This window comes from Nonomuraea sp. NPDC003707 (genome assembly GCF_053587055.1).
This window is the reverse complement of record NZ_JBSFNK010000001.1, coordinates 839413-854577: the sequence shown is the minus strand read 5'-3', so window position 1 is coordinate 854577 and position 15165 is coordinate 839413. Positions and strand designations below refer to the sequence as shown.

At 72.0% G+C, this 15165-nt stretch carries 9 protein-coding genes; 6 read left to right on the top strand and 3 right to left on the bottom strand.

Features of this window, described 5'->3' with window-relative positions:
• Window positions 1–94 precede the first annotated feature (94 nt).
• Window positions 95–2599 (bottom strand): DNA gyrase/topoisomerase IV subunit A, encoded by a 2505-nt coding sequence (locus ACWDRB_RS03970; RefSeq protein WP_350723213.1) that lies wholly within the window; start codon window positions 2597–2599, stop codon window positions 95–97.
• Window positions 2600–2757: 158 nt separating this feature from the next.
• Between ACWDRB_RS03970 and ACWDRB_RS03965 the strand changes: the two genes are divergently transcribed.
• A complete protein-coding gene (locus ACWDRB_RS03965; RefSeq protein WP_363966231.1) occupies window positions 2758–3579 on the top strand; it encodes a TauD/TfdA dioxygenase family protein in 822 nt (273 codons plus the stop codon).
• A 103-nt stretch (window positions 3580–3682) separates the two neighbouring features.
• Window positions 3683–5788, top strand: coding sequence for a RecQ family ATP-dependent DNA helicase (locus ACWDRB_RS03960; RefSeq protein WP_449891762.1), 2106 nt, complete (start codon window positions 3683–3685; stop codon window positions 5786–5788).
• A gap of 6 nt (window positions 5789–5794) precedes the next feature.
• On the opposite strand, the gene ACWDRB_RS03955 is transcribed toward ACWDRB_RS03960, so the two are convergent.
• Together ACWDRB_RS03955 and ACWDRB_RS03950 are read right to left on the bottom strand one after the other, a co-directional pair.
• On the bottom strand, window positions 5795–8494 hold the full coding sequence (locus ACWDRB_RS03955; protein ID WP_449891761.1) for an ABC transporter substrate-binding protein: 2700 nt from the start codon (window positions 8492–8494) through the stop codon (window positions 5795–5797).
• A 79-nt stretch (window positions 8495–8573) separates the two neighbouring features.
• Complete coding sequence (locus tag ACWDRB_RS03950; RefSeq protein WP_350723205.1) at window positions 8574–9467, bottom strand: carbohydrate kinase family protein; 894 nt, start codon at window positions 9465–9467, stop codon at window positions 8574–8576.
• Window positions 9468–9608: 141 nt separating this feature from the next.
• Between ACWDRB_RS03950 and ACWDRB_RS03945 the strand changes: the two genes are divergently transcribed.
• The 4 genes from ACWDRB_RS03945 (at window position 9609) to ACWDRB_RS03930 (ending at window position 15134) form a co-directional block, all read left to right on the top strand.
• Window positions 9609–12320 (top strand): bifunctional acetate--CoA ligase family protein/GNAT family N-acetyltransferase, encoded by a 2712-nt coding sequence (locus ACWDRB_RS03945; protein ID WP_449891760.1) that lies wholly within the window; start codon window positions 9609–9611, stop codon window positions 12318–12320.
• Between the two features lie 135 nt (window positions 12321–12455).
• A complete protein-coding gene (locus tag ACWDRB_RS03940; protein ID WP_350723202.1) occupies window positions 12456–13043 on the top strand; it encodes a DUF5998 family protein in 588 nt (195 codons plus the stop codon).
• A 33-nt stretch (window positions 13044–13076) separates the two neighbouring features.
• Window positions 13077–14261, top strand: coding sequence for an alkaline phosphatase family protein (locus ACWDRB_RS03935; protein WP_449891759.1), 1185 nt, complete (start codon window positions 13077–13079; stop codon window positions 14259–14261).
• 54 nt (window positions 14262–14315) lie between these two features.
• Complete coding sequence (locus ACWDRB_RS03930; RefSeq protein WP_449891758.1) at window positions 14316–15134, top strand: sulfurtransferase; 819 nt, start codon at window positions 14316–14318, stop codon at window positions 15132–15134.
• Window positions 15135–15165 lie beyond the last annotated feature (31 nt).

Genomic DNA, 15165 nt, shown 5'->3' with positions numbered 1-15165 from the left:
CGAACCCCCCCCCCCCCCCACCAGCCCCGGGGACCCCACACTTTATAAAAACGGGGGGGGGCGGGCCCCCGGCCCCCCGGCCCCCCCGACAGCGTCACAGGGACGTCTGCTCGTCCGGGGCCGACCCGGACGGCAGGGCCTCGGGCCCGGAGGCGAGGGCGCCGCCGATCGCGCCGATGGTGTTGGTCAGCCGCACGCCCGAGCCGTCGCGCCGGCCGATCTCCTCCGGCAGCGGCACGGGCTTGCCCACCGCCGAGACCGCCTTGGCCGGCGCCGGGCCGGCCCACGCCAGCAGCAGCTCGTCCTCGCCCTTCAGGAATCGCTGTGCCCGGACCCCGCCCGTCGCCCGCCCCTTGGCCGGGAACTCGGCGTAGTCGGACAGCTTGCCGCCGCCCACCTGCGTGCCGGGCAGCGCGGTCGAGGAGCCCGCGATCGTGACCACGTGCGCGGGACGCTCGGGATCCACCACCCCGAACCAGATCACCCGCGCCCCGTCGTCGAGCCGGATGCCCGCCATCCCGCCCGCCGGGCGGCCCTGCGGGCGCACCTGCGAGGCCGGGTAGCGCAGGAGCTGGGCGCCGGAGGAGATGAACACCAGGTCGTGCGACTCCGACACCAGCTCGACCGCGCCCACCACGATGTCGCCGTCCTTCAGCGTGATCACTTCGAAGTCGTCGCGGTTGGCCGGATAGTCGGGCACGACCCGCTTGACCACGCCCTGCGCCGTGCCCAGGGCCAGGCCGGGGCCGTCGGGGTCGAGGGAACCCAGGCCGACGACCTTCTCGTCGGGCTGCAGCGAGACGTATTCGGACACCGGGTGCCCGCCCGACAGGGACGGCGGGTTGGCCGTGGTCGGCAGGGTCGGCAGGTCGACGACCTGGATCCGGATCAGCCGGCCCAGCGACGTCACCACGCCCACCTCGCCGCGTACGGACGTCTTCACGACCGACACCAGCACGTCGTGCGCCGACCGTTCGCCCTCGCCGGACAGCGGCGTGGCGTCGGAGGTGCGGGCCAGCAGGCCGGTCGAGGACAGCAGCGCCAGGCACGGGTCGTCGGCCACCTGCAGGTCCACGACCGCGACCGGGGTGCGGGTGACGCCCGGCGCCTCCAGCAGGACGGTGCGGCGCGGCATGCCGTACTTCTTGGCCACGTCGGCGAGCTCGCCCGAGACCACCTGGCGCAGCTTGGCGTCGGAGGAGAGGATCTCGGTCAGCTTGGCGATCTCGTCGCTCAGCGTCTCCTTCTCCCGGTCCAGCTCCAGTTTGTCGAACCTGGTGAGCCGGCGCAGCGGCGTGTCCAGGATGTAGGAGGCCTGGATCTCGCTCAGGTCGAACACGTCCATCAGCCGCGTGCGGGCCTCGGCCGAGTCGTCGGAGGAGCGGATGACCTGGATGACCTCGTCGATGTTGAGCAGGGCGATGATGAGGCCGTCGACCAGGTGGAGGCGCTCCTCGCGCTTGCGCCGCCTGTACTCCGACCTGCGGCGCACCACCTCGAGCCGGTGGTCGACATAGACCTGGAGCATCTCGCGCAGGCCGAGCGTGCGCGGCTCGCCGTCGACGAGGGCGACGTTGTTGATGCCGAACGTCTCCTCCATCGGCGTCAGCCGGTAGAGCTCCTCCAGGACGGCCTCGGGGATGAAGCCGTTCTTGATCTCGATGACCAGCCGGAGGCCCTTGTGGCGGTCGGTGAGGTCCTTGAGGTCGGCGATGCCCTGGAGCTTCTTGGCGTTCACCAGCTCCTTGATCTTGGTGACGACGCGCTCGGGGCCGACGTTGTAGGGGAGCTCGGTGACGACGATGCCCTTGCGGCGGGGCGTGATCTGCTCGACCGCGCACTTGGCCCGCATGCGGAACGTGCCACGCCCCGTCTCGTACGCGTCGCGCACGCCCTGCAGCCCGATGATCGAGCCGCCCGTCGGCAGGTCGGGGCCCGGGACGAACGTCATCAGCTCGTCCAGCGTCGCGTCCGGCTTCTTGATCAGATGGCGGGCGGCGGCCACGACCTCGTTGAGGTTGTGCGGCGCCATGTTGGTGGCCATGCCGACCGCGATGCCGCTGGTGCCGTTGACCAGCAGGTTGGGGAACGCCGACGGCATGACGACCGGCTCGGTCTCCTGGCCGTCGTAGTTGGGCTTGAAGTCGACGGTGTCCTCGTCGAGGGAGTCGACCATGAGCATCGCCGCCGGGGCCAGCCTGGCCTCGGTGTATCGCATGGCGGCCGGCAGGTCGTCGGGCGAGCCGAAGTTGCCGTGGCCGTCGACGAGCGGCAGGCGCATGGAGAACGGCTGCGCCAGGCGCACCAGGGCGTCGTAGATGGCGCTGTCACCGTGGGGGTGCAGCTTGCCCATGACGTCGCCGACGACGCGCGACGACTTGACGTGGCCGCGATCCGGGCGCAGGCCCATCTCGCTCATCGAGTAGAGGATGCGACGCTGCACGGGCTTGAGGCCGTCGCGCGCGTCGGGCAGGGCGCGCTGGTAGATCACCGAGTAGGCGTACTCGAGATAGCTGGTGCGCATCTCGGAGGTGACGTCGATGTCGACGATCCGCTCCTCGAAGTCCTCGGGCGGGGGTGCAGTCGTGCGTCGGGCCATGTCGAACATTGTGCCGAAGGTATTCGGGTGCCCGCGACTCGTTGGCGTCACAAGTCGCGCGCGGCGTGTACGGAAGGCTCTCCCGGACGCCCCTTGACCAAGCAATTGCTTGGGTCGTACGTTCGGGCCGAGGGTTCCCACCTGTATCCGGAGGCGTCATGATCGAGTTCCATCCCGTGACCATGCATATCGGCGCCGAGGTCACCGGGGTCGATCTGCGCAAACCGCTGTCGCAGGAAGAGGTCGCCACCCTGCGGGCCGGCTGGCTCAGGCACCTCGTGCTGTTCTTCCGCGACCAGCACATCGACGACGAACAGCACCTGCAATTCGCCCTGAACTTCGGCACGCTCAACCACCCCGCCTTCAAGAAGGACTCCACCAGCCCCATCCACGTCCTCGACCAGACCTCACCGAAGGGCGAGGGCGGGGACGAGTGGCACAGCGACAACACCTTCGAGCCCACCCCGCCGATGGGCTCCCTGCTCCGCTGCGTCCAACTGCCCAGCGTGGGCGGGGACACGTGCTGGGCGAACACGTACCTGGCGTACGAGACGCTCTCGCCGTCGCTGCAGCGGCTGTGCGACGAGCTGACCGCCGAGCACGACATCACGATGTCGATGAAGAAGGCGATCGCGAAGGGGCACCCGTTCGACCTGGCCGAGATCCAGGCCAAGTGGCCGCCGATGGTGCGCCCGGTGGTGCGCGTGCACCCGGAGACCGGCCGCAAGGCCCTCTTCGTCAACCGCGCCTCCACGACCCGCCTGGTGGGGCTGACGGACCGGGAGAACGAGGCGCTGCTGCCGCTCCTGATCGACCACATCCGGTCGCCGGAGTACCAGCTCCGGCTGCGGTGGCGGCCCGGCACGCTGGCGTTCTGGGACAACCGCCCGACCCAGCACTACGCGGTGGCCGACTACACCGAGCGCCGCCGCATGCACCGCGTCACCATCAACGCCTTCCCCGAGCACGCCGACAAATAGCGGGTGCGGGTGAGTCCCCCTGAGGTCACAGTTCCACCGAATGCGGGGCGGGTATGGCGGTCGGCGGCCCATTCCGTCGGAGAAAGCTGGTAACAAGGGGGGCATGAGTGAAGCCCCCGATGTCGCGATGCTGCGTGAAGAGGCCGAGGAGCGGTTGCGGGCCCTGGCCGGGGAGCACGCCGTGCTGCGCGAGGACCAGTGGGCCGCGATCGAGGCGCTGGTGCTGGATCGGCGGCGGGTGCTCGTCGTGCAGCGCACCGGCTGGGGCAAGTCGGCCGTCTACTTCGTGGCCACCGGGCTCCTGCGCGAGCTCGGCGAGGGCCCCACGGTCATCGTCTCGCCGCTGCTGGCGCTCATGCGCAACCAGATCGCCGCCGCCGAGCGGGCCGGCATCAGGGCCGTCACGATCAACTCCGCCAACCCCGAGGCGTGGGAGGAGATCTACGGCGAGGTCGCCGAGGGCATGGTCGACGTGCTGCTGGTCAGCCCCGAGCGGCTCAACAACCCCGACTTCCGCGACAACGTCCTGCCCGAGCTGGCCGAGAGCGCCGGGCTCGTGGTGGTGGACGAGGCCCACTGCATCTCCGACTGGGGCCACGACTTCCGGCCCGACTACCGCAGGCTGGCCACGCTGTTCGAGGAGCTGCCGCCGGGCATCCCGGTCCTGGCCACCACCGCCACCGCCAACGCCCGCGTCACCCGTGACGTGGCCGAGCAGATGCGCCTGCCCGGCGACGACGGCGACGGCACGCTGGTGCTGCGCGGGGCGCTGGAGCGGGAGAGCCTGCATCTGAGCGTCGTGCGCCTGCCCACCGCCGAGCAGCGGCTGGCCTGGCTGGCGCAGACGCTGCGCGAGCTGCCCGGCTCCGGCATCGTCTACACCCTCACCGTCGCCGCCGCCCACGAGATCGCCGGATACCTGCGCGACCAGGGGTTCGAGGTGGCCGCCTACTCCGGGCAGACCGACCCGGCCGAGCGGCTGGCCGCCGAGGAGGCGCTGCTGACCAACAAGCTCAAGGCGCTGGTGGCGACGAGCGCGCTGGGGATGGGGTTCGACAAGCCCGATCTGGGGTTCGTGGTGCACGTGGGGGCGCCGCAGTCGCCCGTCGCCTACTACCAGCAGGTCGGCCGGGCCGGGCGCGGGGTCGAGCGGGCCGAGGTGATCCTCCTGCCGGGCACCGAGGATCGCGATATCTGGTCATATTTCGCCTCGCTGGCGTTCCCGCCCGAGCCCGTCGTACGGACCACGCTCCAGACGCTCGAAGAGCGCGGCCTCATGTCCACCCCGGCTCTGGAGACGGCGGTCGACCTGAGCCGGAGCCGGCTGGAGATGATGCTCAAGGTGCTCGACGTGGACGGCGCGGTCCGGCGGGTCAAGGGAGGCTGGGAGGCCACCGGCGAGCCGTGGGCGTACGACGTCGAGCGCTACACCCGCATCGCCGCCGAGCGCAAGGCCGAGCAGGAGGCCATGCTGGGCTATCTGACGACGTCCGAGTGCCGGGAGCAGTTCCTGCGCAGGCACCTCGACGACGAGACCGCCACGCCGTGCGGGCGCTGCGACAACTGCACCGGGCGGCACCGCTCGCCGGAGATCGGCGCGCAGGCCGTCGAGGGCGCCCGCCAGCGGCTGAGCAGGCCCGGCGTCGAGATCGAGGCCCGCAGGCAGTGGCCCACCGGGCTGGCCGACCTGTCCGGGCGGATCAAGCCGGAGCTGGGCGCCGAGCCCGGCCGCGCGCTCGGGCGGCTGACCGACATCGGCTGGGGCAACCGGCTGCGGGAGCTGTTCCACGGGGGCGACGGGCCGGTGTCCGACGACGTGTTCAAGGCCGTGGTGCAGCTGCTGGCGTCCTGGGAATGGCGCGAGCGGCCCGTGGCCGTGGTCAGCGTTCCGTCCGCGACCCGCCCCACGCTGGTGCGGAGCTTCGCCGAGCGGCTGGCGTCCGTGGGCCGGCTGTCCTATCTCGGCGAGCTGGGCTATCGGGCGGGCGCGCCCGGACAGCAGTTCAACAGCGCGAAGCGGGTGCAGGCCGTCCGGGGGACGCTCGCCATGCCCAAGGAGCTGGGCGCCTCGATCGCGCAGTGCGGCGGGCCGGTGCTGCTGGTGGACGACCGCGTCGACACGGGGTGGACGATGACGCTGGCGGCGGCCCTGATCCGGCACGCGGGCGCTCCGGCGGTCCTCCCGCTCGCCCTGGCGGTCACCTCGTGAGGTCGCCTACCTGACGCCCATGGTGAGCAGGTCGTAGTTGTCGTAGACGGGGCTGACGTGGAGGTTGGCGGCCTTCTGGCCGCGTAGCAGCAGCGGGCTGATCCAGACCAGCGGCACGAGCACGGCTTCGTCGGCGAGCTTCTGCTCCACCTCGGTCCACAGGTCGGCCCGCTTGCCCGCGTCGAGCTCGGCCCTGGCCCGGTCCATGAGGTCGTCGATCGCCTTGACGCGGACGCTCACGTTGAACGAGTACGTGTCGGTGATCTGCCTGCTGTCCGCGATCGACGACAGGAACGAGTCCGAATCGGGCCAGTCGGGTGCCCAGGACTTGGGGATCAGGCCGATGCCCTGCCGCTTGAGCTGCCCGGGGTTGCCGCCGTACGACTTGTGGAACTCCAGGGTGGAGACCTGCCGCAGTTTGACGTCGATGCCGATCTCGCCGAGGTCGTGCTGGACGACCTCGGCCATCTGCTTCTCGCTGGGCAGGTCCCGAAAGACGTAGTCGGTGGTGAATCCGGACGGTTTCCCGCACGCGGCCAGCGACTGCTTGGCGGCCTGCTGGTCACCCTCGGCCTTCAGGTTCGGATCGGGCCAGCGACCGCCGGCGACCGTGGGCGGCACGAGCGAGGTGGGCAGCTTGGACTGCGCGGATCCGGGGCCGTACGCGCGGGCGAGGTTCTTGAGGTTGAGCGCGCGGACCACCGCCTTGCGGCAGTCGACCCGGTCGAACGGCGGCACCTGCGGGTTGATCGCCAGCATGCGCACCGACGTGGTCACCGGGGCGTCGGCCCGCTTCTTGAGCGCAGGATCGGCGAGCACCGCCGCCGCGGCGTCCGGCGAGGTGATGGACGGGCCGAACTCCGCGGTGCCGGCCCGCAGCCGCTGCTCGGCGTCGGTGACCTGGTAGTCGATCTCGTACCGGTCGGGGAGCGGGTCGCGGTTGGGGTCCGTGGCGGCGGCCCACTGGTCGTTGCGGGTGAGGACGAGCTTCTTCTTGTCGGCGGACACGCTCTCGATCTTGTACGGGCCCGAGGCGAGGACGCTGTCCTGCGTGTCCTTGGCCTTCGGCACGGGGACGGTCTCGGGGAGCTGCACGACGTCGTCGAACGTCGCGTACGGCCGCTTCAGACGGAAGACGATCGTCCGGTCGTCGGGGGTCCGGATGGCCGAGTCGGTGTTCGCGCTCGATGACTTGGCGGGGCCCCGGTAGCCGGCGGGGAGGTCGAGCATGAGGTCGAAGTGGCTCGATCCCAGGGTGCGGGAGGCATCCATGCTCCGCAGGATCGCGTACTTGACGTCCTCGGAGGTGATCGGCGTGCCGTCCTGATATTTCACGCCTTGTCGGAGTTTGTACGTCCAGGTTTTGCCGCCGTCACCCGGCACGCCGAGCGATTCGGCCAGGTCCGGCACGACCTGCGTCCCGGCGGCCCCCGGCACCGGCTTGAACATCGTCAGCGAACGCCCGTAGAGCCGGACCAGGTTCAGGGACTCCATCGTGTACATGTTCCCCGGATCGACGGACTCCAGCTCGTACGGCGAGACGACGCGCAGGGTCCCGCCCTTCCTGGCCGAAGGGTCCGCCACGGAGGTCACGGCCGCCCCGAAGGCCGCCACGGGCGAGGAGGACGTGGGAGTGGGGTCCGGCCGGCGGTCCTCGGGATGGGTCCGCGCCACGAGCCACACCGAGATCCCGGTCACGAGAGCGGTGGCCGCCGCCCCGATCGAGACCAGCGCCCTCCGCTGCCCGCGCCGTCGCGAGGGCTCGGTCGAGGCCCCCGGCACGGGCGGCCGTACGGGGCCGCTGACCGGATACTGCAGCGGTGCCCCCGGACTGAGGTGCCCCCCGTTCGCCTGAGGGGCGCTGATCGGCTGAGCTCCCGGAGGGGCGGGTGGCGGGGCGGTGCCGGCGCGGATGAGGTCCCGCATCAGCTGCTCGGCGGTGGGCCGTCGCCGGGGGTCCTTGGCCAGGCAGGCCCACAGCAGCGGCGCCATCTCCGGCGGCACGCCGTTCAGGTCGGCGTCGAGGTTGAGGATGCGGTGCATGACCACGGGCAGCGGCCCGAAGCCGAAGGCCCCGCGCCCGGTGGCGGCGAAGATCATGGTGCCCGCCCAGGCGAACACGTCGCTCGCCGGAGAGGCCTCTCCGAGGAACTGCTCGGGGGCCATGAACGCGGGCGTCCCCACGATGCCGGTGGTCAGGCTCTGGCTGATGTCGAGCGCCCGGGCGATGCCGAAGTCGATCACGCGGGGCCCGTCCGGTCCGAGCAGCACGTTGCTGGGCTTGAAGTCCCGGTGGACGACTCCGGACCCGTGGATGGCCACCAGGGCCGTGGCGGTGGTGATCGCCAGCCGCATGAGCGCCGGGCCCTGGACGGGGCCTTCCTTGGTGACCTGGTGCTGCAGGGAGGGCCCGTCGACGTACTCGCCGACGATGAAGGGCTGGTCGTCGACGGCTCCGACCTCGAGCACGCGTGCCGTGCAGAACTCGGCCACCCGCCGTGCCGCCTCGGCCTCTCGGCGGAAGCGGCGTACCGCCTGCTCGTCGTCGGCGAACCTGGCGTGCAGCAGCTTGATCGCGACCTGCTCGCCGGAAGGGGAGACGCCGAGGTAGACGCTGCCCTGACCACCCTCGCCGAGAAAGCCGGTGACCTTGTACGAGCCCACCGACGTGGGGTCGCCCGGCCGTAACGGACGCACGCCGCGCATCCGGCTCCCTTATTTCGCGCTCATCCCGATTTTCTCCACCATAGCGGTGCAGGACCGCTCACAACGGAGCCCTGTGGGACTAGAACGGCGGGCGGGCGCCCAGGTGCGCGATGGCCTTCGCGGCCAGCCGGCAGCCGGCGGCCAGCGACTCGGTCGGCGGCTTGCCCGCCAGCCAGACGGGCAGGAAACCGGCGCTGAACGCGTCTCCGGCACCCGTGCCGTCCACGATCTTGTCGACCGGCTCGGCGGCCACGTGGACCGGGTCGGGGCGGCCGTTGGCGTACCACAGCGCGCCTTCGGAGTTCATCTTGATGACGACCTGCGGGAACCACGCCGTCAGCACCTTGGCGGCGGCCTCGGCGTCGTCGCGGCCGGTCAGCACCTTGGCCTGCTCGATGTTGGCGAACAGCAGCTTGACCCCGTTGGTCCACTCCAGGAACGACTCGGCGCCCGTACGCTCCAGAGGCGCGGACGAGGCGCAGTCGACCGAGATCGACATCCCGCCGCGCCTGGCCATGTCGAGCGCGGCCAGGCCCGCGTCGCGCGAGCCCTCGTTGATCAGCGTGTAGCCGGACAGGTGGAGGTGCGCGCCGCTGGAGAACAGGTCGCGCGGCAGGTCCTCGGGCGACAGCGCGGCGTTGGCACCGGGGTCGGAGAGCATGGTGCGCTCGCCCTTGTGCGTGACCAGCACCACGCAGGTGCCGGTGGGCCGCTCAGGGTCCATGACGAGCCGGGCGTCGACGCCGTAGCCCATCAACTCCATGTCACGGTTACGCCCCGTGATGTCGGCGCCCCTGCGGCCGATGAAGGCCACCTCGGCGCCCTCGACGGCGAGCCATGAGGCGATGTTCGCCCCCGAGCCGCCGCCGTGCATGGTCACGATCGCCGGGGTGTCACTCGCCCTGGCAAGCGCATAACGGGCGCGCGCGACCGCGTCGGTCATGAGATCGCCCACCACGACGACCCGCGTCATGATGTCACCACCTTGCTGCCTTCAGAACGAGCCTGGCCACGGCAAAACTAACAGCTTCCGGGGTGCCCGTGGGGCGGTCCCACGACACCGGGCTGCAGTCGATGCACAAGCGTTGCCCAACAGGGGCTCCGGTCTTGGCATATGAAATGCGGGTTTACGCTCGACACTGTGGAGGCACATTATCCGGCCCACTGGGAAGCCGACGTCGTTTTGGCCGACGGAGGCACGGCGCACGTCCGGCCGATCAAGCCCGCAGACGCCGACCGCCTCCGCTCTTTTTACTCGCGGTTGTCGGACGAGTCGATCTATTTCCGGTTCTTCGGGCCGAGGCCCCGGCTGTCCGACCGGGAAGTCGAGCGGTTCACCAACGTCGACTACGTCAACCGGGTCGCGCTGATCGCCACCATCGGCGCCGAGATGGTCGCCGTCATCCGCTACGACCGCACCGGCCCCGGCGAGGCCGAGATCGCCTTCCTCGTCGAGGACGCGCACCAGGGCAGGGGAGTGGCCTCCGTGCTCCTGGAGCACCTGGCGGCCACGGCCCGCGAGAACGGCATCGAACGCTTCGTCGCCGACGTCCTGCCCGCCAACATGCGCATGATGGGCCTGCTGCGCCAGGCCGGTTACACGGCCCAGAGCCAGTTCGAGGACGGCGTCGTACGCATGACGCTCGACCTCACCCCCACCGAGACCTCGACGGAGGTGACGCTCTCCCGCGAGCACCGCGCCGAGTCCCGGTCCATCGGCAGGCTGCTCGCCCCCGGCTCGGTCGCCGTCATCGGCGCCTCGCGCGAGCCCGGCGGGGTCGGCCAGACCGTCCTGCGCAACCTGCTGGCCGCCGACTTCACCGGCCCCGTCTACCCGGTGCACCGGGAGGTGCGGGCCGTGGCGGGCGTGCGGGCCTATCCGAGCGTGGGGGCCATCGACGGCGACGTCGACCTGGCCGTGGTGGCCGTGCCCGCCTCCGGCGTGATCGACGTGGTCAAGGAGTGCGCGGAAAAGGGCGTGCACGGGCTGGTCGTGGTCTCCTCCGGGTTCGGGGAGACGGGTTCGGAGGGCAAGGCCAGGCAGGACGAGCTGGCTCGCCTCGCGCGTTCGTACGGGCTGCGCGTCGTGGGCCCCAACTGCCTCGGCATCGCCAACACCGACCCCGCCGTCCAGCTCAACGCGACCCTCGCCGCCACCCTGCCGTGCCGGGGCAAGGTGGGGTTCTTCAGCCAGTCCGGCGCGCTCGGCACGGCGCTGCTCCAGCGGGTGGCACAGCGCGGCATGGGCATCTCGACGTTCGTCTCCGCGGGCAACCGGGCCGACGTGTCCGGCAACGACCTGCTGCAGTACTGGGAGGAAGACGACTCGACCGAGGTGATCCTGCTCTACCTGGAGTCGCTGGGCAATCCGCGCAAGTTCACCCGCCTGGCCAGGCGCATCGCCCGCAGCAAGCCGGTCGTGGTGGTCAAGAGCGGCGGCACCCCCTCCGGGCACTCGGCGGAGGAGCTGCGGCTGCCCGACTCGGCGATCAGCTCGCTGTTCGAGCAGGCGGGGCTGATCAGGGTCGACGACCTCATCCAGCTGTTCGACGTGGGCCAGCTGCTGGCCTACCAGCCGTTGCCCGCCGGGCCCCGGGTCGCGCTCGTGACCAACTCCGACGCGCTCGGCCTCCTGGCCGCCGACGCCTGCCTCGCCGCCGGCCTCGACCCCCGCTCGCCGGTCAACCTGGGCGCCGCCGCCGGGGCCTCGGAGTTCGGCGCGGCCCTCGCCGGCGAGCTGGCCTCGCCCGACGTGGACGCCGCCGTCGTGATCTACATGCCGCCCATCCCCGGCGACACGGACGCGGTGGCGGCCGAGCTGCTGCGGGTCTCGAAGGACTCCGGCAAGCCGGTGCTGGCGACGTTCCAGGGGCATCTGGGCATGCACCAGGCCCTGCGCGTCGAGACGGGCCCGCCGGGGTGCGGGACGGCCCCCGCGCGCGGCTCGATCCCCTCGTACGCGGCGCCCGAGGAGGCCGTGCGCGCGCTGGCCCATGTGGTCCGCTACGCGAAGTGGTTCGCCCACCCGGCGGTGCCGCCGCCGGAGCTCGACGGCATCGACACGGTCCGCGCCAAGGCCCTCGTCCGGACGGCCCTCACCGCGACCGTTCCGGCACGGACCGGCGCGTCGGAAGAGGGGGCGTTCGCGCAGCCGGGCCCGCCGGTCGAGGTGGACGCCGCCGAGCTCCTGTCCTGCTACGGCCTCACCGTCTGGCCCGCCGAAGTGGTGCGCTCGCCGGACGAGGCGGTGCGGGCGGCCGAGCGGCTCGGGTGGCCGGTGGTGCTCAAGGTGGCCGACCCCGGCGCCTCGCGGCGCGCGGGCACCGTGCGTCTCGGCCTGACCGGGCCCGAGATGGTCCGTCACGCCTATGCCGAGTTCGCCGACCAGCTGGGCGAGCGCGTGGAGCTGGCGGTCCAGCGCATGGCGCCGCAGCCGGCCGTCCCGACCGTCGTGGGCGTCGTCGAGGACCCCGCGTTCGGCCCCTTCGTCTCGTTCGGGCTCGGCGAGGTGACCGCGCGCCTCCTCCTCGACCAGGGCTTCCGCCTGGCCCCCCTGACCCGCGAGGACGCCGCCGCGCTCGTGCGCTCCGTCCGCGCGGCCCCGCTGCTCTTCGGCGAGTACGGCTACCCGCCCGTGGCCGTGGACGCCCTGGAAGACCTCCTGGTACGCGTCGGCCGCCTGGCCCACGACCTGCCGGAGGTGGCCAGGCTCGACCTGGACCAGGTGCTCGTCGGCGAATCGGGGGTCATCATCCTCGGCGCCCGCGCCACCCTCCGCACCCCGGCGGGCCCACGCCTCGACGGCGGCCCCCGGAGGCTGTCCTGATCAGCTCTCAGCGAAGGGCGGCCGACGGGAGCGAATGGGGTGAACCGAAGCGCCCCCTGATGCCTGGATAAAAGACGTTATAGAGCGTTATATCCGGCGGGTGAGCACACAGCCTCGCCCTGGCAGGATGGACCCATGAGGGAAACCCGAGTCTCAGCCGCGGGCCTGCGTGAAGCGATCGAGCGCAGCGGCTACTATCCCGACCTCGTCACCGATGCGGTCGAATCCGCGCTGGGCAAGGAGGCAGTGACCGCCTTCGTGGTCCATCACGAGGCCACGTTCGATCCCGCCATGGAGGTGCGCAGGCACGTCACGGTGCTGGTGCTCTCGGCGACGCGGCTGCTGGTCTGCCACACCGACGAGCATCCCGCGGTGGAGGGCGTCTCGACATCCCACGCCTCCACGACCACGGAGGCCGTGCGCCTGACCCGTGTCCAGTCGGTCGCCGTCACGCGCGTGGTGCCCGACCCCGCCTCCTACGTTCCCGGCGTGCCTCCCACGGAGGTGACGCTCACGATCGGCTGGGGCGCCATCTCCCACGTGGACCTGGAGCCGGCCACCTGCGGCGACGAAAACTGCGAGGCCGACCACGGCTACACGGGCGCGATCACGGCCGACGACCTGTCCCTCCGGGTCAGCGAGGCGGCCGACGGCCCGGAAGCGGTCACCCACGTCCTCGCCTTCGCCAAGGCCCTCTCCGAGGCCACCGCCCGCGCTTCCTGAGCGGGAGATCCGCCAAGGCATAGGATGAACGACATGCTGGTGCCGGGGTACGGCGGCGGGTCACTCGCGGACCTGCCCGACGCGTTGCTGGCGGCGCTGGGCGTGCGCGCACCCGAGCCGGACACGGCGAGTCCGCCCGGTGCGGCGGGCGCCTCGGACGCGGCGAGTCTGCCCGGCGCGGCAGGCGGAGGGCCGCTCGTCCTGGAGCCGGCCGATCGCGTGTGCCTGTTCCTGGTCGACGGCCTGGGCGCCGAGTTGCTGAGGGCGCACGCCGAGGCCGCCCCGTTCCTGTCCGGCCTGGCGGGCCGGACGCTCACCGCCGGATTCCCGGCCACGACCGTCACCAGCCTCTGCTCCCTGGGCACCGGCCTGACCCCGGGCGAGCACGGCATGCTCGGCCTGACGCTGGCCGTCCCCGGCACCGGCCACCTGTTCAACTGCCTGCGGTGGACCCTCCCCGACGGCCTCACCATGGATCCCGAGCTCTGGCAGCCCGCCCCGACCGTCTACCAGCGCGCCACCCGGGCCGGGCTCGACGCCGTCTACGTCGCCCCCGCCGAGTTCGAGGGCACCGGCCTGACGCAGGCCGTCTACCGGGGCGTCCGTTACGTGGCCGCCGACACCGTGGACGACCGCGTGGCCCGCGTGCACGAGTCCATGCGCCAAGGGGCGGCGCACGTCACCGTCTATTACGGCGATCTGGACGCCGCCGGGCACATGACGGGCTGGGGCAGCGAGGAGTGGCTGCGGCAGCTCGCCGTCGTCGACGACATGGCCCAGCGGCTCGCTGAGGGCCTGCCTCCTGGATCCGCCCTCTACGTGACCGCCGACCACGGCATGGTCAACGCCACCGAGAAGATCGACGCCGAGAGCGTCCCCGAGCTCACGGCGGGCGTGGCGCTGCTCGGCGGCGAGGCCAGGGCCAGGCACGTCTACGCCGAGCCCGGAGCCGCGCGGGACGTGCTGGAGGCGTGGCGCGAGACCCTGCGCGGGAAGGCCTGGGTGGTCTCCAGGCGGGAGGCGGTGGAGTCGGGCTGGTTCGGCCCCCGGGTGCGGGACGCGTGGCTGGGGCGCATCGGCGACGTCGTGGCCGTGCCGTACGCCGACCTGGCGATCATCGCGCCTACCCATCACAGGATCGAGGCCCTGTTCACCGGCTACCACGGCTCGATGACGGCGGCCGAGCAGCACGTGCCGCTCCTGCAGGCCCGCACGTGACCTGGCCGGAGATACTGTGACGAGTTCCGGCGACGAATTCTCTGGGGGTACGCCTTGACCAGCCCGCTGATCACACCGGCCGAGCTCGCCGCGCTCGATGACGTGACGGTGCTCGACGTCCGCTGGCGGCTCGGCGGGCCGCCCGGGGTGGAGTTCTACCGCGAGGGGCACATCCCCGGCGCCGTCTACTGCGACCTCGACCAGGATCTCGCGGCCCCGCCCGGCGCGGGCGGGCGGCATCCGCTGCCCGAGGCGGGCGCGTTCCAGAGCGCGATGCGGCGGCTCGGCGTGTCGGACGGGCGCCCCGTGGTGGTCTACGACGACGCCGGATCCACGGTCGCGGCCAGGGCCTGGTGGGCGCTGCGCTACTTCGGTCACCAGGACGTCCGCGTCCTCGACGGCGGGCTGCCCGCGTGGACCGAGGCCGGGCTGCCCACCACGAAGGACTCACCCGACCTCGCGGCGTCCGGCGACTTCACCGCGCGGCCCGGCGGGATGCCGGCGCTGACGGCCGACGAGGCGGGGGCGCTGGCCACCCAGGGAGTGCTGCTCGACGCCCGAGCCGCCGAACGCTACCGGGGCGAGGTGGAGCCGATCGATCCCGTGGCCGGGCACGTTCCCGGGGCCGTCAACGCGCCCACGACGGAGAACGTCGGGCCCGACGGCCGCTTCCTCGCGCCCGCCGCCCTCCGGGACCGCTTCACCGGGCTCGGGGTCCGGGAGGGGGTTCAGGCGGGGGCCTACTGCGGCTCCGGGGTGACGGCCGCGCACGAGGTGCTGGCCCTGGAGGTGGCCGGCCTGCCCGCCGCCCTGTACGTCGGCTCCTGGTCCAACTGGGTGGCCGACCCCTCCCGGCCGGTCGCCACCGGCTGACCTCACCGCCAACGGCCGGCCTCCGGCTGCG